The 21,705-nt window shown below is 40.1% G+C and carries 20 protein-coding genes, 1 pseudogene and 1 riboswitch; of the genes and pseudogenes, 11 read left to right on the forward strand and 10 right to left on the reverse strand.

What is annotated here, in order from left to right; genetic code table 11:
* Positions 1 to 186 precede the first annotated feature (186 nt).
* On the reverse strand, positions 187 to 711 hold the full coding sequence (locus tag SAZ04_RS11395; protein WP_332695163.1) for a competence protein ComK: 525 nt from the start codon (positions 709 to 711) through the stop codon (positions 187 to 189).
* A 347-nt stretch (positions 712 to 1,058) separates the two neighbouring features.
* Between SAZ04_RS11395 and SAZ04_RS11400 the strand changes: the two genes are divergently transcribed.
* From SAZ04_RS11400 to SAZ04_RS11410, 3 genes are all read left to right on the forward strand, one after another.
* On the forward strand, positions 1,059 to 1,643 hold the full coding sequence (locus SAZ04_RS11400; protein WP_332695165.1) for a transposase: 585 nt from the start codon (positions 1,059 to 1,061) through the stop codon (positions 1,641 to 1,643).
* The gene (locus SAZ04_RS11405) at positions 1,624 to 3,156 is read left to right on the forward strand and encodes a YifB family Mg chelatase-like AAA ATPase (RefSeq protein ID WP_332695167.1); all 1,533 of its coding nucleotides are present in this window, start codon (positions 1,624 to 1,626) and stop codon (positions 3,154 to 3,156) included. The genes SAZ04_RS11400 and SAZ04_RS11405 overlap by 20 nt, the downstream gene beginning before the upstream one ends.
* A gap of 469 nt (positions 3,157 to 3,625) precedes the next feature.
* Entirely contained in the window at positions 3,626 to 4,687 is a 1,062-nt protein-coding gene (locus SAZ04_RS11410; RefSeq protein ID WP_332695169.1) for a Fic family protein, read from the forward strand.
* Between the two features lie 309 nt (positions 4,688 to 4,996).
* Here SAZ04_RS11410 and SAZ04_RS23455 read toward each other — a convergent pair.
* Together SAZ04_RS23455 and SAZ04_RS11415 are read right to left on the reverse strand one after the other, a co-directional pair.
* Positions 4,997 to 5,544, reverse strand: a pseudogene (locus SAZ04_RS23455) (competence protein ComK).
* Between the two features lie 78 nt (positions 5,545 to 5,622).
* The gene (locus SAZ04_RS11415) at positions 5,623 to 5,883 is read right to left on the reverse strand and encodes a helix-turn-helix domain-containing protein (RefSeq protein WP_332695171.1); all 261 of its coding nucleotides are present in this window, start codon (positions 5,881 to 5,883) and stop codon (positions 5,623 to 5,625) included.
* Between the two features lie 398 nt (positions 5,884 to 6,281).
* Between SAZ04_RS11415 and glmM the strand changes: the two genes are divergently transcribed.
* Positions 6,282 to 7,640, forward strand: a complete 1,359-nt coding sequence (gene glmM / locus SAZ04_RS11420; RefSeq protein WP_332695173.1) for a phosphoglucosamine mutase — start codon at positions 6,282 to 6,284, stop codon at positions 7,638 to 7,640.
* 400 nt (positions 7,641 to 8,040) lie between these two features.
* Positions 8,041 to 8,135: riboswitch (cyclic di-GMP riboswitch) on the reverse strand.
* Positions 8,136 to 8,723: 588 nt separating this feature from the next.
* On the opposite strand, the gene SAZ04_RS11425 is transcribed toward glmM, so the two are convergent.
* Positions 8,724 to 9,161 (reverse strand): GNAT family N-acetyltransferase, encoded by a 438-nt coding sequence (locus tag SAZ04_RS11425; RefSeq protein WP_332695175.1) that lies wholly within the window; start codon positions 9,159 to 9,161, stop codon positions 8,724 to 8,726.
* Between the two features lie 514 nt (positions 9,162 to 9,675).
* On the opposite strand from SAZ04_RS11425, the gene SAZ04_RS11430 reads away from it, so the two are divergent.
* From SAZ04_RS11430 to SAZ04_RS11440, 3 genes are all read left to right on the forward strand, one after another.
* Entirely contained in the window at positions 9,676 to 11,208 is a 1,533-nt protein-coding gene (locus SAZ04_RS11430) for a YifB family Mg chelatase-like AAA ATPase (RefSeq protein WP_332695177.1), read from the forward strand.
* Positions 11,209 to 11,392: 184 nt separating this feature from the next.
* The gene (locus SAZ04_RS11435) at positions 11,393 to 11,503 is read left to right on the forward strand and encodes a putative holin-like toxin (protein ID WP_332695179.1); all 111 of its coding nucleotides are present in this window, start codon (positions 11,393 to 11,395) and stop codon (positions 11,501 to 11,503) included.
* Positions 11,504 to 12,134: 631 nt separating this feature from the next.
* Positions 12,135 to 13,244 (forward strand): plasmid pRiA4b ORF-3 family protein, encoded by a 1,110-nt coding sequence (locus SAZ04_RS11440; protein WP_332695181.1) that lies wholly within the window; start codon positions 12,135 to 12,137, stop codon positions 13,242 to 13,244.
* 115 nt (positions 13,245 to 13,359) lie between these two features.
* Here SAZ04_RS11440 and SAZ04_RS11445 read toward each other — a convergent pair whose 3' ends face one another.
* Positions 13,360 to 14,667 (reverse strand): ATP-binding protein, encoded by a 1,308-nt coding sequence (locus SAZ04_RS11445; RefSeq protein ID WP_332695183.1) that lies wholly within the window; start codon positions 14,665 to 14,667, stop codon positions 13,360 to 13,362.
* 540 nt (positions 14,668 to 15,207) lie between these two features.
* Between SAZ04_RS11445 and SAZ04_RS11450 the strand changes: the two genes are divergently transcribed.
* The 4 genes from SAZ04_RS11450 (at position 15,208) to SAZ04_RS11465 (ending at position 17,727) form a co-directional block, all read left to right on the forward strand.
* Positions 15,208 to 15,972, forward strand: coding sequence for a carbon-nitrogen hydrolase family protein (locus SAZ04_RS11450; protein ID WP_332695185.1), 765 nt, complete (start codon positions 15,208 to 15,210; stop codon positions 15,970 to 15,972).
* 186 nt (positions 15,973 to 16,158) lie between these two features.
* Positions 16,159 to 16,293 carry a hypothetical protein gene (locus SAZ04_RS11455; RefSeq protein ID WP_332695187.1) on the forward strand — a complete coding sequence of 45 codons (135 nt, stop codon included), beginning with the start codon at positions 16,159 to 16,161 and terminating at the stop codon, positions 16,291 to 16,293.
* A 789-nt stretch (positions 16,294 to 17,082) separates the two neighbouring features.
* On the forward strand, positions 17,083 to 17,220 hold the full coding sequence (locus SAZ04_RS11460) for a hypothetical protein (protein ID WP_332695278.1): 138 nt from the start codon (positions 17,083 to 17,085) through the stop codon (positions 17,218 to 17,220).
* Between the two features lie 90 nt (positions 17,221 to 17,310).
* Complete coding sequence (locus SAZ04_RS11465) at positions 17,311 to 17,727, forward strand: hypothetical protein (RefSeq protein WP_332695189.1); 417 nt, start codon at positions 17,311 to 17,313, stop codon at positions 17,725 to 17,727.
* A 41-nt stretch (positions 17,728 to 17,768) separates the two neighbouring features.
* Here SAZ04_RS11465 and SAZ04_RS11470 read toward each other — a convergent pair whose 3' ends face one another.
* From SAZ04_RS11470 to SAZ04_RS11490, 5 genes are all read right to left on the reverse strand, one after another.
* Entirely contained in the window at positions 17,769 to 18,968 is a 1,200-nt protein-coding gene (locus SAZ04_RS11470) for an L-lactate MFS transporter (protein ID WP_332695191.1), read from the reverse strand.
* A 621-nt stretch (positions 18,969 to 19,589) separates the two neighbouring features.
* Positions 19,590 to 19,766 (reverse strand): YvrJ family protein, encoded by a 177-nt coding sequence (locus SAZ04_RS11475; protein ID WP_332695193.1) that lies wholly within the window; start codon positions 19,764 to 19,766, stop codon positions 19,590 to 19,592.
* A gap of 55 nt (positions 19,767 to 19,821) precedes the next feature.
* Positions 19,822 to 20,037: a DUF2922 domain-containing protein gene (locus SAZ04_RS11480; protein WP_332695195.1), complete on the reverse strand. Its 216-nt coding sequence runs from the start codon at positions 20,035 to 20,037 to the stop codon at positions 19,822 to 19,824.
* 272 nt (positions 20,038 to 20,309) lie between these two features.
* The gene (locus SAZ04_RS11485; RefSeq protein ID WP_332695197.1) at positions 20,310 to 20,513 is read right to left on the reverse strand and encodes a DUF1659 domain-containing protein; all 204 of its coding nucleotides are present in this window, start codon (positions 20,511 to 20,513) and stop codon (positions 20,310 to 20,312) included.
* A gap of 207 nt (positions 20,514 to 20,720) precedes the next feature.
* Entirely contained in the window at positions 20,721 to 21,212 is a 492-nt protein-coding gene (locus tag SAZ04_RS11490; RefSeq protein ID WP_332695199.1) for a competence protein ComK, read from the reverse strand.
* Positions 21,213 to 21,705 lie beyond the last annotated feature (493 nt).

Below are 21,705 nucleotides of genomic sequence, written 5' to 3' on the forward strand. Positions count from 1 at the left end.
GTAGAGACGCCCGTTGAGCTGTAATGGCTTGGCGGGTGTGTTTTTGGGATAATTCGCTTTAGTGCGTTAATTCATTGACGAGGGGACGTGAAGCACGGGGACGGTTCGTATGCTTCCCCAAGAACCGTCCTCTGCATCGACTTTACATTGGATTCCGCAGGTGCGGTTGTGTATAGAATGAAAATGCTATGACCACCCAAAGTTAAACATTCCACCATATTCTGAAGGAAGAGGCATACTTACAAATTTTTGTAAGTAACCGACGATGCATTGGGATGTCCGCTGCATTTGTTTCTCGATGGATGAGAACGACAGGTTTAGGGTTAGGGTATTATTATTTTTGAAGGTGATGATTGTTTGGTTCGGTATTTTGGGGTCTTTTTTAATTGATTTCACGTGGTGGTAGAAGATCCAGCTACATTCGAAGTTGTCTGGCGAGTGGGTTGGGAAGGCATAGATGTTCTCTCTTGGACTGATTGGAATAGGGACTTTGCTTTTTGTGCCTGTTTGATAGATGACGGCTTCGCGCCTTCCATTGTAGGAGGCTCCACCTTCTAAGCATGCGGGTTTGATGAGTTGTAAAGGCGTTTTTTTGACGTGAAGGATTTGGTCGCGCTCAAAGACGATTGTGTAATAGTCGGTATGGGTTGTTGGTTGTAGGGCAACTGTGTCTCTGTTAATTTCGTAGTCTTCTAGTATTATTTTTTCCATCGCATATACCTCGCTTTGTTGTTTATTTGGATTACATACGTGTGGTACCGCGCCTGACCCCCACTCGGCTAAAGTGTAACGCGGTAAAGTGAAAAAGTCATCTCGAGATTTGAATGAGTCGTTCCTGTGCCTGCGAGTAAGAAAGGATTATCGCTAATTAACAAAAAGGAGCGATTATCCTTCCCCCTTTTCTTATACCAGGTGTGTAGGGGAATGTTCTAATATTTAAAGACTGAAAATTCAAATATTTAGTGTGGCGTAGGTCTTTATTGTGCTGTATAATAAATTTACCATTTGTACAAGGAGGCATTGCTACTAATACAGAGCAAAACGAAAGGATGTGTGCCATGTCAAGAAAACATCGCGTTTGGTATCCTGGTGCTATTTATCACATTACAGCAAGAGGAAACAGGCGAACGGCTTTGTTTGAAAATCGAAATGATTACCTTACGTATTTAGCCATTCTTGCAGACGTGAAATCCCAATATCTTTTCCATTTACACTCCTATTGCCTCATGACCAATCATATCCACCTCCAAATTGAAACATCCAAATTCCACATCAAAGACATTATGAAAGAACTCCATGCTAGATACGCGGTTTGGTTCAATAAAGAACATCACTATATCGGTCATTTATTTCAAGGCAGGTATGGTGACAAGTTAATTAAAGAAGATGCTTATTTTTTAGAAGTAAGTCGGTATATTCATCTAAACCCTCTAGAAGCGCACATGGTAAAAAGACCACAAGATTACCGGTGGAGCAGCTACCGAGCTTACCTATCATCTCGGCAAGATCCCCTTGTTACAACGAAACGAACCCTTTCCTATTTTTCAAATCCTAAAAACGATCATTATCAACAATTTGTTCTATCGAAAGACAAATCAACCATATTGAAGGAGTTGAAGCAACGTGTCAATAAAAGTAAATAGCATTGGCTTAAAAGGGTTAGAGGGCTACCTTGTCCAAGTGGAGGTTCAGGTCATGGACGGAATTGAATCGATCGTCATCGTCGGCTTGCCTGATGCGTCCGTAAAAGAGTCGCGAGAGCGTGTTTCAGCAGCGATGCATACAATGGGATACCCCCTTGTTGATAAAAAGGTGGTCGTGAATCTTTCTCCTGCAGAACAGAAAAAGAATGGACCGTTATTTGATCTTCCGATTGCGCTAGGCGTATTAAAGAGTAGCGGGAAAGCCTCGATGAAAGTACCGGCTGATGCAGCTTTCATCGGGGCGTTGTCGCTTGATGGCTCGATTGTTCCGGTACAAGGAATGCTTCCGGCGATTCTGGCAGCAAAGAAATTATTGCTTAAGACACTCTATTTGCCATTTGATCCTACGATTCCAGAGGCGACGCTAGACGGGCTTGAGCTAGTGTATGTGTCCTCCATTCAAGATGTCCTTGATTATTTGTCTGGCACTCGGCCTTTTTTGTTTCAGCGGACATCTCCAATTGCAGAAAATCATGAAGTTGCTTACGAACGTGACTTCAAGCAAATCATCGGTCATGAGTTTGCCAAACGAGCTCTTGAGATTGCTGCATCCGGTTTTCATCATGTGATGATGGACGGACCCCCGGGCTGTGGGAAAAGCCTTCTTGCTGAAACGTTTCCTTCCATTTTACCACCGTTATCAAAAGAAGCACAGCTAGAGAAAGTGAGTCTTTATCAGTTAGCGGACGCGTCCCAAGAATGTTCATTTATCCCTTCGTACAGGTCTTCCCATCATTCATCATCTGCCGTCTCGATTGTCGGAGGTGGCTCGAATCCCAAACCAGGGGAAGTGTCTCTTGCTCATCGCGGAGTTTTGTTCTTAGATGAGTTAGCTGAATTCTCAAAGAAAACGTTGGACATGCTTCGTCAACCACTTGAGAATGGCAAAGTGACGATCAGTCGCGCTCATTCGACTGTCACCTACCCAGCAACGTTTCTGTTCATCGGGGCCATGAATCCATGTCCGTGTGGGTTTCTAGGCTCAGAACGTCAGTATTGCACGTGTACGGAAAAGCAAGTGAGAGCTTACCAAAACCGAGTGTCTGGACCGATTCGTGACCGGATGGATATTTTGCTTTCGTTAAAACCCGTTTCCTTAAACCAAAGCGACTTACAAGGCAATGAAACTTCTGAGGCAATAAGACAACGGGTTATCGTTGCAAGACAGAGGCAGTATGACAGGTATAGGGAACAAGTGACGAATGGGGAAGTGCCGTTTGAACGGTTGCTGCGAGCAAGTCAGCTACTGGAGAAACAAGAACAGATGATCAAACAGATGTGTAGAAAACAAGGCTTCAGCAATCGTGTCCATATTAAAGTGATCAGGTTAGCCAGGACGATTGCCGACTTGAAAGGCGAAAGGGATATATCGGATGAAGCGATTTGGGAGGCTTTTACGCTGAGGAGGACGAGAAAGAAAGGCGTAGGGAGTCGATCGTTGCGTACGAACTAGATTATGCATTAAGAGCACTAATAAGAGATGACTTGAAACCAAGTAGATAAAGTGGTAATAAAGAAGGACGGGCACCTTAACATATGCTCCAATTTATTTTTCGCATTACTTTAACACATCAATGTGGTAAGGGACAGGAACACTGGCCAAGGTTCACATATTACAAGGTAACGTTGATGCTTTGCGAGGTATGGAACTGCTACTCGAACAAAAACGAGATCTATTGGATGCAGGGTATTCTCAAAGGCAATTGGATTTATTGCCTGGAATGCTGGTTTTTAAACTTGAAGATGGAGAAGTACGTTGGCGGGTTTTTAACAGGGAATACAAAATGGAAATATGGAAGCACCATGGATAATTCTGATTTTAGGGCATAAAAGGATAAAGAACTGCATATCATGTTGCTTTTCTGCATAAAATAATGGTATTGTTTATGCAGAAAGGTAACGGATAAGGTAGGTAGATAATAATGAGATCATTTGATTATTTTGAGATAGATAAAGAACTTTATACACCTGACATTGTAAACCTTATTTCAGCGATTCATGAATACAAAGGCAAACAAGAGCTTTTTATGGAGGCGCAGCCAGATGTTTTAGAAGCTATGCTTAGAGTAGCTAAAATCCAAAGTACTGGTGCATCCAACCGAATTGAAGGGATTTTCACAACGGAAGCCCGGTTAAGTGAGCTTGTCGCAGAAAATGCAGAACCAAAAAATCGCGATGAAGAAGAAATAGCTGGGTACCGTGAAGTACTTAACTCCATTCATGAAAACTATGAGTACATCAGGGTAAGGCCAAATGTCATATTACAGTTGCACCGAGATTTATATACGTATAGTCCTTCTGCAATGGGTGGGCGTTTTAAAAATATCGATAACGTCATTGAAGAAGTGGACAGCGAAGGCAATCGGCGAGTACGTTTTCAACCTTTATCAGCATATGAAACACCTGAGGCTATGGAAGGACTTTGCAACACGTTTTTAAAAGCTGTAAATCAAAGTAAAGTTGATCCACTACTGTTAATCTCAAAGTTCATTTTTGATTTTCTTAGCATTCATCCTTTCAATGATGGTAACGGAAGAATGAGCCGATTGCTGACACTTTTACTCCTTTATCAAGAAGAGTATATTGTCGGGAAGTACATCAGTATCGAGATGATTATTGAGAAAACAAAGGAAAGTTATTATGAAGTCCTAGAGGAAAGTTCAAAAGGCTGGCATGAAGGCAAAAACAACTATGCACCTTTTGTGAAATATTATCTAGGAGTTATTCTAAGTGCCTATAAAGAGTTTAGCAGTAGGGTTGAAACGATACGGAATCAAGGGCTTACTAAAGCAGAACGTGTCCGCCATATTTTCGCGACTAAGGTAGGAAAGGTATCAAAAGCCGAAATTGCTACGCTTTGCCCAGACATTAGTGTGACAACGATTGAAAAAGCACTCTCAGATTTATTGAAGGCAGGTTTTATTATCAAGGTTGGTGCTGGACGAAATACAGCTTACATTCGAAATCACGATTCTGAAGAATAAAAACTACCCCATATTATCCTTTTCTGCATATTTTAAAGATTGTTTTATGCAGAAAAGATGATCTATCTGGAGATTATATTTTAGAAGACCAAAGGAGCTTTCTGATGAAGGTTCCTTTTTTCGTGTTCAAAAAAACGTCAATTGAGGAGGTGAAAGTTATGGCGGGTAGAGGAAGGCCGCCGAAGCCTACAGCTATCAAAGAGTTAGAAGGAGAAGCACGGGGACGCTTCTTATGCTTCCCCAAGAACCGTCCTCTGCATCGACTTTACATTGGATTCCGCAGGTGCGGTTGTGTATAGAATGATAATGCTATGACCACCCAAAGTTAAACATTCCACCATGTTCTGAAGGAAGAGGCATACTTACAAATTTTTGTAAGTAACCGACGATGCATTGGGATGTCCGCTGCATTTGTTTCTCGATGGAGGAGAACGACACGTTTAGGGTTAAGGTATTGTTATTTTTGAAGGTGATGATTGTTTGGTTCGGTATTTTGGGGTCTTTTTTAATTGACTTCACGTGGTGGTAGAAGATCCAGCTACATTCGAAGTTTTCTGGCGAGTGGGTTGGGAAGGCATAGATGTTCTCTCTTGGACTGATTGGAATAGGGACTTTGCTTTTTGTGCCTGTTTGATGAGTTGTAGAGGCGTTTTTTTGACGTGAAGGATTTGGTCGCGCTCAATGACGATTGTGTAATAGTCGGTATGGGTTGTTGGTTGTAGGGCAACTGTGTCTCTGTTAATTTCGTAGTCTTCTAGTATTATTTTTTCCATCGCATATACCTCGCTTTGTTGTTTATTTGGATTACATAAGAAAAGGAAGTAAATGAAAGGTTGCTTTCGGGTTGGGAGAGACATCACCTTCTTTCAGGGGAGCTTTCTGAGCGGTTTATTTCCTCTTAGAATGGAAAGAGGGAAAAAAGGGCAAGGGGTGCCCTAATCTATTTTGGGCATGTCATCGTATAATTCCAGCGTTGCTTCGGTAAGTAATTCCTCTGGATGTTTAAGGTTAAGGCCATTTGCTAGTTTGTAAATCGTTGTAAGCTTAGGGTTTACATTTCCACGTTCAATCTTACTAATTGTATTCACACTAACGTCTGACTTTTCCGATAGTTTTTCGATTGACCATCCTTTTTTCATTCTTCTAATCTTTACAGCTTTCCCGAATAGTATGTTTAGTTGTCCTTCAAAGCTCAAATTCTTGCTCCTTTTTTACTAAATTATCCATTTAGCAAAAGGGAGTTAGAACACATTGAAGTGTGATAAATGGTTGTTATTGGTAATTTTTATAAAAAATTTACCTGGAGTTCTTCGTGAATCATGGGGACGGTCCCGCGCGTCCCTCTTCCCCTATAGTGAAATAGGTCGCTTTATCCGCTCAATTAATTACCAACACTAGAAATCCCTGTTACTCTATTAATTCCATGTAGACTTGTATATAATTACAAATGACTAACTAGTATGTTTGCATAAGCAGTTGTATCATCAATGTGGGATACTAGGGGAGCTTTTAGAGAAATATCGCTTTAATCCAGAAACAACAAGGAAGTCTATCATAAAAAATAAATAGTAATTGATAAAAAGGAGCATTAATCATGGGGAAATACTTTGGAACTGATGGTGTGCGCGGTGTAGCTAATAGTGAATTAACACCTGAACTAGCTTTTAAATTAGGCCGCTACGGTGGGTATGTGTTAACGAAAGATACGAAGAAACCTAAAGTGGTAGTAGGACGTGATACACGTGTATCCGGACAGATGTTAGAAGGATCTCTTGTATCAGGTCTGTTGTCCATTCGAGTAGAAGTGATCCAGCTTGGCGTGATTTCAACACCAGGAGTAGCATATGTAACGAAGGTGTTAGGCGCTCAAGCAGGAGTCATGATTTCAGCTTCTCATAATCCAGTAGAAGATAATGGGATCAAATTCTTTGGTGGAGATGGCTATAAACTACTTGATGCACAAGAGGAAGAAATCGAAATATTGCTAGATAACAAAAGGGATGACTTGCCACGCCCTACAGGTGTTGACATAGGAAAAGTGGTAGATCATTCGGATGGTGGACAAACATATTTGAATTACCTCAAAGATACGATTGAAGGAGACTTGACTGGATTAAACATCGCTCTTGACTGCGCTCATGGTGCCACTTCAGACTTAGCATCTAAGCTTTTTGCTGACTTAGGTGCAGATGTTTCTGCAATGGGCGATTCACCAGATGGGTTGAATATCAATGCAGGAGTTGGGTCGACTCATCCAGAAGCGTTAGCTGCCTTTGTTCGTGAAAAAGGTGCTGATATCGGTCTTTCCTTTGATGGGGACGGAGATCGATTAATAGCGGTAGATGAGAAAGGAACGATCATTGATGGAGACAAGATCATGTACATCTGTGCCAAGTTCCTGAAAGAAAAGGGGAGACTAAAGCATAACACAGTCGTGTCAACGGTAATGAGTAATCTAGGTTTTTATAAAGCATTAGAAGCACAAGGAATCCAAAGTGCTACAACGGGTGTTGGCGATCGCTATGTCATGGAGGAAATGCGGAAGTCTGGATATACTCTTGGCGGTGAACAGTCAGGCCATATTATTTTCCTAGACCATATTACAACCGGTGATGGCATGCTTGCTGGCTTACAACTTGCCAACATTGTCAAAGAAACAGGGAAGTCATTATCCGAGCTTGCAGAAGAACTACAGACGTTCCCACAAGTATTAAAGAATGTACGAGTGACTGATAAATCAAAAATGGATACGAACGAACGAATCGTCGAAGCAATCAAGAATGTAGAAGCGCAAATGGCAGGAGACGGCCGCGTACTCGTTCGTCCATCTGGTACAGAACCACTCATTCGCGTCATGGTTGAAGCTCCGACTGAAGAACAAGCTGAGCACTATGTTCAACAAATTGTCAATGTCGTGGAAGAAGAGATTGGGGCAAAGGTGTTAGTGAAGTAGGAATTGTGGAAGGATGGGGAAGGTTCTCGTGCTACAAGTCTTATCTACCAGTAACTTTTCTGTTTATCGGCACCAAGGAATCTTAACCTTGTGCTTTTTCTAGGCTTAGACAGACAAGATTGCACCTGTACGTGAACCGAATACTATGATCTGTTCTTGATCGCATAGATCTATTGCTTTGTTAGCTTTCAAGCTGAAGACCGACACCCGATAATCAGGTGCCGGTCTTCAGTTTTATTATTTGCTCCTGGTGAAAGTAAGCCCTTTCAAATAACTTTCCTCTTTTCAATTGACAATCACACCGATTATACAAGTACATACTAACATTAACCCAAACATTGTGCCAAAGTAGCTTCATCATATAATCCCCCTTTATAACACTCATTCGACTATGGGAGTAGTCGGGAACTGGCTGGCATGAAACAATGAATCAATTGTTTAGAAGCCCCTCTAGCTTTGCGTTACCGTCTTTCAACGGCTTTGCCTTTAGTATGAGTGAAGTGATTTTACCTATTATATCATGGAACTTCTCACATATTGAGTAGTTTCGTTCGACGGCTTTCTAGCTAGAATGCTGTAAAATTGACGGATTGTCGAGGGATTGGTACGAAAGATAGATAAGGAAGAATAAATGGTGTGAGAATGGGACTAGGAGTTACTGGGTAAGAAATGGATATTTAAGATTAGATATATTGAAAATAAGATTAGCATCTATTATTTTTAAAAAATTTGATGGTGTTTATTTTGGTTACCATTAAATGCAGTAGCTACTAAAGTCTATTGGTCATTGGTTTAGAGTACCGGTGCCTGACCCCCACTCGGCTAAAGTGTAACGCGGTAAAGTGAATAAGGTACTTCGAGATTTGGAGGAGTCGCTTTTGTGTCCTTTTCTCTTTTTTATTATTCAAGTGGATAGGGATGTTACCTTATCAATAGATAAGAAGAGGTACACAGGTACTCCTCGAAATTTGTCGAAGGTTGTTAGCTTAGAGGAAGCACGGGGACGGTTCTCATGCTTCCTCTAGAATAAGAGAGCTACTACGGGGAAGCACAAGAACCGGCCCATTGCTTCCTAATATCAACTTATTTCAAAGACGCCTTGAACACATAACTTACTTTGTCATAATCCATTCTATTTTCATAAAAACGGTGTGCATCAGTACGTTGTAATCCCGAAGACAAAGCAACACTTTCATAATTGTTTTCTTTTGCCCATTCATGAACAAATGTAAGTAGCTTTTCACCGTACCCTTTTGAACGCTTATTTGTATCGGTCACTAAATCACATATCCACACAAACCTACCGTAATATAGTGTTATCATAGGCTTAAAACCAGATACTGCAACTATTTTTTCTCCATCAATTAAAGCAAACATTTTATAGCTATCTTTCTCTTTTGCCTCTAAAACTAAATCGAGATATGTCTCTTCATCAAGGTGAGTTCGTAATTGTTTCATAACTGGAAATGCTTCTAAAATTTCATTTTTTGATTGTAGTTCTTTAATTGTTAAAGTATCCATTACTATTCCCCTTTTTGAAATTTTAACTAAGTTTAACATAACTTCTTCGAAGCACGGGGGACGGTTCTCGTGCTTTGTAAACGATAAACTAGAATAAACAGTTTTCCACAATTAAGAGTAAACAGAAATTCACAAATAAGATTCAACAGTTTACCTTAAAGTGACCTACTTTCAATATAATTGAGATTAGTATATTGAAAGTGAGGAGTAGGAGTGGAAAAAAGAATGTTATACAACGAAATTCATAAGTTTCTAAATCTAAGGATCGCGTGCCTGTCACCACCTGAGATTTGTCGAATAGTAATAGTACCTTTTTGAGTTTGAGAATGATAAGATACTAGAAACAAGATTATCTTCTTTGCCTTCGATTTTCTATCAATGACTCCTTAAAGCATTTCAAAGAAAACTCCCTTTCTTTCTATTTTTAATAAGACCACACAGGTTTAGATTCCTTATGTAGTTACAATCCTTAATATAATATATGATGATCAAATTCGGTTTAGGAGGGACTCATTTGTCTGTTAAAGTGAATAGCATTGGCTTGAAAGGTTTGGAGGGGTATCTCGTTCAGGTTGAAGTCCAGGTAATGGAAGGGGTGGAGTCTGTCGTGATAGTGGGGTTGCCGGATGCATCGTTAAAAGAGTCGCGGGAACGCGTGTTAGCAGCCATGCATACGATGGGGCATCCTCTTGCCGATAAAAAGGTGATCGTGAATCTCTCGCCTGCTGAGCAAAAGAAAAATGGTCCTTTGTTTGATCTGGCGATTGCGTTAGGCGTTTTAAAGAGTGGCGGGTTTGTTTCTGTGAAACTTCCGAGTGATACGGCATTTATCGGAGCGTTGTCCTTAGATGGTTCGATCGTTCCTGTTCAAGGGATGCTTCCGGCTATCCTTGCTGCGAAGAGATTAAAGCTTAAGACACTCTATCTTCCTTATGATCCGAATATACCAGAAGTTGAGTTAGAAGGGTTCAATCTTGTTTATGTTAGCTCGATTCAAGATGTGCTTGACTATTTGTCTGGCAGTCAGCCTTTTTCCTTTCAACGTCCATCTAGAATACTAGAAGACCATGAGATTCGTTATGAACGTGATTTTCGGCAAATCATCGGCCATGAATTTGCGAAGCGGGCTCTTGAAGTTGCTGCTGCTGGTTTTCATCATGTCATGATGGATGGGCCGCCGGGTTGTGGCAAAAGTCTTCTTGCTGAAACGTTCACATCGATTTTACCACCGCTATCAAAAGAAGCTCAGCTAGAGAAAGTGAGTCTCTACCAACTAGCAGATGCCTCTAATGAGTCACCGTTTCTACCTCCTTGTCGTTCTCCACATCATTCATCTTCAGCTGTCTCCATTATCGGTGGTGGTTCCCATCCAAAGCCTGGAGAGGTATCACTCGCTCACCGCGGTGTTTTGTTTTTAGATGAACTAGCTGAATTCACAAAGAAAACGTTAGATATGCTTCGTCAACCACTTGAGAATGGAAAAGTGACGATCAGCCGTGCTCATTCCACCGTCACGTACCCAGCAAAGTTTCTATTCATCGGCGCGATGAATCCTTGTCCATGTGGTTATTTAGGGTCAGACCGTCAATATTGTACATGTTCAAAAAAGCAAGTGAAAGCCTATCAAAATCGGGTTTCAGGGCCAATTCGTGATCGAATGGATATATTATTGTCATTAAAGCCCGTTTCGTTAAACCAGAATGACCTAACAGGAAATGAAACTTCTGAAGAAGTAAGAAAGAGGGTTCAAGAGGCAAGACAGAGGCAGTTTCAGCGGTACGGGGAACAAGTGACAAACAGCGAAGTGCCGTTTGAGAGATTAGTGAAAGCAAGTCCCCTGCGAGAAAAACAGGAGCAGATGATCAAACATTTGTGTATGAAACAAGGATTCAGCAACCGTGTCCATATTAAAGTGATTCGGTTAGCTAGGACGATTACTGATTTGAAAGGAGAAAGAGACATTTCAGATGAAGCGATCTGGGAGGCTTTTACTCTACGAAAAAGGAGACAGAAAGGAATCGGAAATCACACAGTACATTCAAGGTGAACGAAAGAAGGAGGAGGAAAGGGAAGCACGGGGACGGTTCCCGCGCTTCCTCGTGCCTGCCTCTTTTACAGTTTAAATTAATTAAATATTAATAGATTTTAGTAAAATGATTTGCTAGACTTATCGTAGCAACTATATAAGCTGATGGGCGGTTGGCACTCCCTGTGAAAGGGGGTGTTTATAGATGGTGACATATGAAGCAATGAATACGCTATTCCAATTCGGTACATTGATCGTTACAATGTTTATCGCATTCGTGGCGATTGTCGCGCTAGTCACCAACAAAAAGAAGTAACCGCCCGTCGCTCCGACCAAGAGTTGGGTGGTTACTTCTCATCAAAAACTATCTAAAATAAACGGTCAGCCGCTCTTCATGCGGCATGTAGTTGCACTGGCCGAGTGTTACAGCACTCGGTCTTTTTTATTCTTTAGCTGTTTATAACTACATTATACATGACTAGGACTTATTTTTCATTATTATTTATTTAGAATTCTTGAAGCACGGGGACGGTTCTCGCGCTTCCAAAAGCGTGCCCTCTTTCTTTTATTCACCAATATAAATACATATACAGGTATAAGTGTTTTTGGTTATAGTATAGTGAAATTATCTAAATAACTTGTCCTTTCTGGTAGGAAATTATATGTGAAATGTACTTAATGATAATGCGGCAAAATAGGGCTACCACATTTTCAGAACTTAATTATAATGAAAGTGATATTGAAGAATTACTTACGAAAGAATATCGATATGATATGTGATGAAGAAGAATTGATGCTAATTCGAAGAAGAATTCATAGGTTTCACCAAAATTGTGTAAGAGCCATTTTTATTCTGCAATAAACAGTTTTCGTGCTTCTTACGTTGTGTGCTATGATAAGCCAGAGTGAAACGTGTGCATTTTTTAAATAGTTAGGAGCGTTGATCCGTGCTAATTCAGTGTACGAAGAAACTGTTAAATGAATTAAAGATAAAGCCATCTCCTGCTAATGAGGAACGTACGTTGTTCTCTTGGCATGCGAATTTGTTAACCGTGGCTAGGAGAAAAACGCTTGTGCTTATGAATGACAGCAATCGATATGTGATTATCCTTCATGGATTAAAAGCAAAGGACTTCAAGAAACTAGATGAGTTGATTTCTCGAGCGATTTGTGAAGCTTTTAGGGCAGAGAATATAAAGGAAGATGTGATAAAGTCGTTTCTTTCTCAGTCTAAGGAAATTACGTTTACAACGACAAAGGATAGGTCAACTGTTGCCAGACTGAATAAGGCATGTGATCATACCTATTTTTACGAAAGAGAACTAACCCAAGAGTCTCTTTATCAAACGACGGTGAGTAAGAGGGCTAGCCGATTAATCGTTGGTGACGGAAAGAATGATTATATAAGGCCGAATGAAGGTCTGTATAGCGATTTAGAGGAATGGTTAGAAGGGTCTATTTTTAATTCAGACGCTGTTGTTCTTCATGTTACTTTGGAACTGGAGAACCATCATGTTTGGCGAAAAATCGTCGTTCCGAAAAATATTACGTTCCCCGATTTGCATGAGGTGTTGCAAACGACATTTGGCTGGCAAGATTCTCATCTACATGAGTTTCATATTTATGCAAGTAAGCCATTTGACCATGCGAAATTGAGTCGTGAGGAACGTCGTAAGCCGCTCGTAAATCTAGTCTGTTCTAAAGAGGCGTTTGGTTATGACTACGGAATACCGATGAAGATGGAAACGGAAGAAAAGCTGACAGACTATCTTCCTGCTGAAATGACGTATACCTATGACTTTGGAGATGATTGGAAGCATCACATTGTTGTGGAAGAAATGATTGATGATTATGACGTGAACTATCCTGTTTGCCTTGCCGGAGAGGGAGATGCACCGCCAGAAGATGTCGGTGGAGAGCCAGGTTATGATGAGTTTCTCGCAGCCATCGCTGATCGGATGAATCCAGATTATGAGCATATGAGAAGCTGGGGGATCAGACAAGGGTACGAGGAATTTTCTATTGAGATGGTGAATAGAAGGCTGAAGAATGTGTAGGGGATAGTGGGGACTGGTTCCCTATACCCTAATTAATAAAATTTATCAAAAAGAAAAAGAGCTGCCATCGAACGGCAGCTCCCTTAATTCGGATGCCACTAACTTCTAAGTACCTCTACATACTCTCAGTAGCCCGGTTCGCCACAGATAATGATAAGTCACGGCTAATAGGCAGTCTGATCGAAAAGGTCGTGCCTATTCCTTTTTCACTCGTAACTGTGATTTTGCCGTGAAAGGACTCGATGATTTGGTAGCTGACCATTAAACCGATCCCTGTGCCTTTTTCCTTTAGCGAGTAAAACGGCGAGCCGAGCTGATTGATTTGTTCCTTTGTCATTCCGATCCCGCGATCGGTAATATCAATGGTGACGCAGTGTGGTTGCACTGACGAACAAGCAACGGAAACGACACCGCCATCAGGCATCGATTCAATCGCATTTTTAAAAATATTTAAAAGGCATTGATCGAGCTTTTGCTGATGAGCCAGTACCGGGTAATGCTCGGGCAAGTCCGCTTCAATCGTGACATTTTGTGATTGGGCGTAGCCTTGCAGCATGTCGATCACACGCAACAGTTGTGTTCTTACCTCGATTGGTTCGATCTCCTCTTTTTGCGGTTTGGCAAACGCTAGAAACTCGCTAATAATGCCATTGGCCCGGTCTAACTCCTCGATTGAAAGGTCGATGTATTTCTTTTTGTCCGTTGACAAGTCAGGAGCATTTAGGAACTGCAGAAAACCACGAGCAACCTGCATCGGGTTTCTAATTTCATGTGCAAAAACACTCGTCAAATCACGTAAGAGCTTCTGCCTTTCAGCCTGCTGCAACGACAGCCTCATCTGCCTGTTTTCCCGGATCGTTTCAAGTAACAATACAGCCGTCCAACTTGCAATCACACAAACGGTTACATAGAGGAAAAAGCCTGCATTGAAAGAGCTGATAAGAAACGAAACATCGGCTAAAATCAACAAAGCAAGCGAAGAGCAAACAAAAGGAAAAAGGGATAACCCGATAAAGACCCCCATTCTTATTTTGGGACTCGCATGACGAAAGGATTTAAACACAACCAACACGACAGGAAGGTAAAACAACAAGACGAGGAGGTAATGATACAATCCCCCAAGACCACCCATGAAAAACCGAACGACAAGCGACACAAAAGCAAGGGCAAAGCCAACAACCGGCCCGCTGTATAAAAAACCGAGTGTAATCGGAATCGTTCTAAGATCAAACCGGTACTCCGTCGTTAGAAAGGTCGGCAGCAGCATACAAAGCAAAAGAGCCACGAACCAAAAGCTGAAATCATAGATCGATACAACCCTTGAATTCTTGTATATGATTCGTTCACCAAAAAAAGTATGATAGACAAAGATCGGTAAAATAACGGCTAATATTTGCAGGATAAGATACGTCAAATCGGGCATCGCTTCGCTTCCTCGCTTTCATTCTAAAGGGCTGCTTTTTTTCTAGTATAACCAAAAATAGGAATGTTCGTAACAAAAAGAACGAAAATAAGAAGCATGCGGGGGAAGCACGGGGACGTTTCGAGACTGGTGAAAAAGTGCAATCTCTATTAAAAAGAGGGAATCCAAATACAACAAGTAGTATCTGTTTGAAGTTCCGATTTCCATATACAGTAGTCGAAGTTATAGTTTTCGACTTTTTCACTGATTTCGGACGGTTCTCGTGCTTCCTATAGAACAAGAGGCTACTTAATATAATAGGATGCCAGCTAAAACGTGGTCTTCATAAAGTTAAAAACATTGACACAGCCTCAGCACCCTTACGGTAGTTATTACATGAGAGGTTGTTAACAGTGCTTCTCTTTATTATTAGGGAAGCACAAGAACCGTCCCGTTGCTTCCCATTCAAAATTAAACTATGGCAAATCACACCAAAGGTAAAAAAATATAGTAATATTATCTTAATGGGAGAAATTTCAGATGCCCAATAGGAGGAGTTTGGTGAGGAAAATAAGAATTGCTTTATTGCACTTATTACCTATTGCTGGTGATATTAAATATAATCAAAGTCTTATAGAAAAGGCAGTTAAACAAGCATCAGAAAAAAATGTGGATTGGGTTATAACTCCAGAATTAGCTACTAGCGGATTACAGTTTACTCATATTATTGGAACTGATTGGATTAAACAACAACCCGATAAATGGATGACTCATTTTTATAACATTGTTGGGTCGCTAAAAACAACTGTATTTATTGGTTGTGCAGATAAATCAAAACAGGATAATAAACTATACAATTCAGTTTTTGTGATTAATCAGAAAGGTGAATTAATAGGAAAACAAAATAAGATTGCACGGGTAGATAATTGGTCTGCATCAGGTGAGGTTATTGAACCAATAGATTTGGGGTATATAAAAGTTGGTGTATTGATATGTGCAGATTCCTATACAAAAAATATTGCGGATATACTGTTGACTAAAGGGGCAGAGATCCTAGTTGCTCCTTCATCTTGGGGGCCAGGTTTGCACGGACCGAATGGTGAGTGGGAGCACAGGTCCATCGATACTGGATTGCCTATATTTGTGTGTAATCGTACTGGGGAAGATAAAACTGTTTCTTTTTGGGAAGCAGAAAGCTTGGTTATTAAGAATGGTAAACGACTTCTTTCACATAAATCTGCACAATCTGCAATTTTAATTTTTGATTGGAATTTGGACGATATGAATTTAATTTCTTCTAATTTTGAAATTATTTATATTGATTGATATTATTTTTGGGTTTTCGTTTCTGCCTCCCGGCGTGTTAGTGTGATAAAGTGAAGAGCCAAAGTAGGAAATCTAGGTTTAATTAATCAAATTTTAATAGATTTTAGTAACGTGATTAACACTTATCTTAGCAACTACAAATGATGATGAGCGGTTGGCACTCCCTTTGAAGGGGGGTGTTAAAATATGGTGACATATGAAGCAATGAATACGCTATTTCAATTTGGTATTGATCGTTACAATGTTTATCGCAATTGTAGCGATCATCGCGTTAGTCACCAACAAAAAGAAGTAACCGCCCGTCACTCCGACCAAGAGTAGGTGGTTACTTCTTTCCAGTATAAACTTAAAATTGGTCAGCTGCTCTTCATGCGGCATGTAGTTGTTCTGACCGAGTGTTAGCTGCACTTGGTCTTTTTTATTCGTTAACTGTTTTATGACTATATTATACATTACTAGGAATTATTTTTCATTATTATTTATTTTATCTTTCCGAATTTTTGTATTCCCGATCCCCACTCAGCTGAAGTGTAATGTGAAGCACGGGGACGGTCCCTGTGCTTCTACCTGTCGATCGTTATGCTATGTAAAATGAAGTTGAAGTAATGGTGGTTAGGCACTATAAAAACTTGATACTCTATCTGGACTACGGGTGCCAGATCGCTGGCAGGCAGCAGAAAAACTTGTCTTTTAAGTTTTGTACGATCAAATGTCACTGGGCAAGCAGTGTAATAACCTGGAAGTTCCGCGTGCCTGACCCCCCACTCAACTAAAGTGTAACGCGGTAAAGTGAAGAAGTTGTCCAGAGGTTTGTAAGCATAGTTCCTGTCTGGCGCTGTAAGAAAGGGTAATCGCTCATTACCAAAAATGAACGATTATCCTTTTTCTTTTACTGTGCTGTATAATAAATTTACCATTTGTACAAGGAGGCATTGCTACTAATACAGAGCAAAACGAAAGGATGTCTGCCATGTCAAGAAAACATCGCGTTTGGTATCCTGGTGCTATTTATCACAGAGGAAACAGGCGAACGGCTTTGTTTGAACGTATTTAGCCATTCTCGCAGACGTGAAATCGCAATATCTTTTCCATTTACACTCCTATTGCCTCATGACCAATCATATCCACCTCCAAATTGAAACATCCAAATTCCACATCAAAGACATTATGAAAGAACTCCATGCTAGATACGCGGTTTGGTTCAATAAAGAACATCACTATATCAGTCATTTTAAAGCAGTCTTTTGATCAGCCTGTTAATCATTTTATTTATGCTTTTTATTTACAGCTTTGTTAACTTGAAAAGGGATTTTAAAGCCTAGGAAGTAGGGATTTCATATGAAAAAGGTATTAATTGGTGCTTTACTAATAGTTATTATTGTTTTTATTGGTGTAAATGTTTTTTCGGATAGGGAATATGAATCGGACGGGCTTCAAATTAATAATACTTATGTGGATGGATCAACGGAGTTGGTAACTGACATGAGCGTTTCAGGAAACCTGTTACAAAATAAAAAAATTCAGTTTAAGGTACTGTTGGAAGAAAATAATGTTGTAAGTCTGGAGAAGGAAGACAATACAAGTGATATGACTGTAAAAGTCACAGGTGTGGATGGAGATGAGATTTTTTCCGAAGCAATAAACGAAAGTAAAGACTTTACTTTTGAGTCAGTTTCCGGAGAAGGAGAATTACAGCTGGAATTAAGCAATGGAGATCATGAATTCGTGATAATTATTAATGGAGAAAGCCAATGAAAGGCAAGGGCAATTCCCTTGCCTTTTCGTTATGAACTTTTCTAAGCTTCTTGCTTTACTAATTCACCTGCATCCGCCTTTTTCGGTACCTCTACTAATTTAGCCATAACAAGAGCCAGTACACAGAATAAGCCTGAAAGCAAAAATGCTTGAGTCAAAGGAATCGCTTTGGCAATAAGGGGCCCGACAAAAGCTGAAATTCCATAGGCTTGATACATGAGCCCGTAATTACTCCCGATATTTTTTGTTCCATAAAAATCAGCTGTTACAGAAGGGAATAAGGCAAGGAAGCCTCCAAAGCAAAAACCAATTAATGAGACGGAGAGTAAAAATGTTGGATAGTTCATAGCTCCTGTACTCATATAAAACATGATAAGTGCCGTTAAGCCATAAACCATCATTAATGTGTTTGTGCGACCAAAACTATCAGATACTCTACCTAATACAATTCGTCCTGCTGCGTTAAACAATGCAATTACCATTACCGCATTTGCTGCTTTTCCCATATCTAAGTTCACGATATCGACACCAATATCAACAGCAAAGCTGATCACCATTAGTCCAGACATACTTCCAAATAAGAACATGAACCATAATAAGTAAAATTGATAAGTTCCCAACATTTGTTTAGGAGAAAAATTATTGCTTAATTCCGGTATTGCTTTTGATGTTTTTCTAGTAGTCTCTTCAACTGGTGGATTTTTAAGTAACTGGGCCCCAGCAACTACTAGAATTAAGTAGATAACACCAAGATACAAGAAGGTAGACGAAACGCCCATGCTCTCAATTAACAGTTCAATAATTGGTTTAAAGATCAAACCACCTAATCCAAAACCAGCAACGGCTACTCCACTAATAAATCCCCTCTTATCAGGGAACCATTTCACACATGCAGATAGAGGACAAACATAGGTCATCCCAATTCCAATTCCGCCAATCACTCCATAAAAGAAATATAATTGATATAAGGTTGTTGCTTGACTAGCTAAGACAAGTCCAAGTCCGAGCAGTACACCACCAATGGTGGCAACCCACCTTGGTCCGATTTTATCCTGCAATCTTCCTGCAAAAATTGTCGCTAGCGCAAAGATTGCGATTGTGATCGAAAATGTCACAACAACATCTTCCCTTGCCCATCCGAACTTATTCATCAAAGGTTGATTAAATAAACTCCAGGCATACACTGCCCCTAAATTAATTTGGATAATAACTGCACCTAATACAACTAACCATCTATTCATGAAAAACCCTCCTAATTAAACCCAAATCTACACTTTTTTGAATTGTTTGACAACTACAAAAAAGAGACCAACGGTGATTGAATCATCCTCGTTGGTCTCTTCCGTACTCACATGGTGTTTACTTTAGCAACCATTTATTTAATTTAAGTAGTTATCATTTTTTATCAACTTGCTAAAAAAAATTATTGATTTCTACATACCCCTGTTCAAACTAAAACATTGATAGAAGCTATCCTTATCATTTTCAGCAAAATCTTTTCATGCTTCATTCATTATAAAGGAAAAATTCTATCACTGTCAATCTAGTAAACTTCCATTCTTTATCATTTTCATTAATAGCAAAAGGACGCTATTAATTATTCTCGTTCCTATTCTCGTTCCTGACCCCCACTCAGCTAAAGTGTAACGCGGTAAAGTGAAAGAGTTGCCCAGAGATTAGTATGGATAGTTTCTGTCCAGCATGGCAAGAAAGGATAATCGCTCATTATCAAAAATGAATAATTATCCTCTTACTTGTACCCGTATGAGGGCTAACTTTCTGACATTAATAAACTGAATATTGTAATATTCTATATAGCAAAGGTCTTTAAGAGGGACTAGGTACCTTGTCGCTCATTCGTTCTACTCAACCACCTTTTTCTGATCAACACTCCGAAACTGCTGCTGGTACATGCGTTCTGGCAGCTTTAAAATCGACTGGTTTACGAGATCAAGTTTCGTCTCTACGCGGTGAAGAAGGTAAAGAGTGACCATGACTGGAAAACCAAACTCACTTAGTAGCGGCAGCCACATTTCCATTATCTCTCGCCTCCTTTTGAAAAAGGAAGGAGGTTGTCCTCCTTCCTAATTGAAATTATGATAATTCAATTTCTTCTACCGTACGGTCAACGACGCGTGCTGCTTTTTTCGTAACAATTTCACCGCCGTTTGTAATAAACGCATTTTCTGTAACAATCGCATCCATGGCTGCGCTGATTGCAATTGGATCAACGGGTTCAACTGGGTTATCTAAGCTCAGTGTCACATTTTTCCCCATTTCATTTTCGAAAATTAGTTCAAGACGTTTCATGTGGGAGTCCTCCTTTCTTTTTAATTGAGTTAGAGCTGGCAATGGCTGCGCACGCTGCGCGCCTTTTATGAGAAGGGCGTTTATAAAAGGCTTAAAAGAAGGCAGCGGTTGGGTTCATTGCTTTGAATAGAGTTAGAGCTGGCAATGGCTGCGCACGCTGCGCGCCTTTTATGAGAAGGGCACTCATAAAAGGCTTAAGAGAAAGCAGCGGCTGCGCTCATTGCTTCGAGATTTTTTAAAAAAGGTAAAGTACGACCTTTTTTAAAAAACCTCTAAATTAAACTGTGTAGATTTGTGCGGTCGACTTGGATGAGGGACCATTGTTGTAGTGGAGCTAGGCTGCTGGCAACAGCGGTTAGCTGCTCATCTGTTGCGGTTGGCTTGATGTTGTTGAAGCTCTTCGTTTTGTGAATCGGGTCCCCGAACTCATCCACGCCGTTTGAGAAAACTAAGATTAGGCGAGAGTTAACTAGCATTTGTATCACCTCCTTCACTAACTATATATAGAGCTGGGAGGGAAAACGTAGGGGGGGGAAATGAAAGTTTTTCTGTTTCATGATTTAAGAGGGTGGATTGGATAAAAAAGTAGGGGGATTAAACTGTTATGGAGATGAGGAACAATGATATGGAATTCACAGAAAAACTGCCTGTCACGGTTGCGGTGACAGGCAGTTGGTTTCGTGTTATCCCAATCGTGGTCGGTCTATAGGTAGTGGTGAAAATCGAACAACGCAATAGGACGTGAGATGCATTTGTCTTTTAATAATGTTATAGGAAACGTCTAGTACTAACTGTTTGTGATTTTTGAATGTGATGATTGTTTTAGCTGCGTTGTTTCCATTTGGTGCGATGTCTTTCACATGTGGATAAAAGATCCAAGAACATTCATGCGCGGTAGGCGAACAAGTTGGGAAAGCGTAGATGTCCTCTTTTGGATTAATCGGGATTGGTACTTTATTTCTAGCTTTGGTTTTGTAAACGACACTTTTGCGTCTACCATCGTATCCAGCACCGCCTTCTATGCAAGCTCTTTCTATCATTTTAAATGCTTTTTCTTTCACATAGTAACATTGGCCTCGTTCCCAAACGATTGTGTTGTAATCAAAATGGTTTGCGGCCAATATCGCATTCGTATCATTATTAATGTCATAGAAAGGCAGTACTTTTATTTTCATAAGCATATCCCTCACTTTAATTAGTTTATGTGCCTGATACCACCCTAGGAGCGTATCGCCATTTTCCTTTGGGTGCGTTTGCTATGAGAATGCATTTGTATTACTTTTGTGAATGAAACATTTAAACTTTTCCGAAATGGTTGCAGTTATGTAGTGAATGAATGTTTTTGATTTCGGCGGTTATTACAATGGAATTCTTAGATTCATAATGAGATAAAATACTAGAAAAATTGGTATGTCACATCGATAGCAGCTAAGAGCATTATGTATAACTCCTCCTCTCACATAATTTGGGTAGAGTGGGACTCGTAGAAGTGGGGACTGTGATAAGTTATCACGTTTCTAGTTGATTATCGTTCTACTCCGTTCCTCTCTTAAGTAAGAGAATATATTTATTTCAGGGACATTTCCACAATTTAGGTATATATTCTTACATGGAAATACATTTTTTTTAAAAAAAGTAAGATTTAGGATCGTTTTGTCACGATTTTTG

Origin of the sequence: Halalkalibacter lacteus, assembly GCF_036663595.1 — a bacterium.
Classification (GTDB): domain Bacteria; phylum Bacillota; class Bacilli; order Bacillales; family Bacillaceae_D; genus Halalkalibacter; species Halalkalibacter lacteus.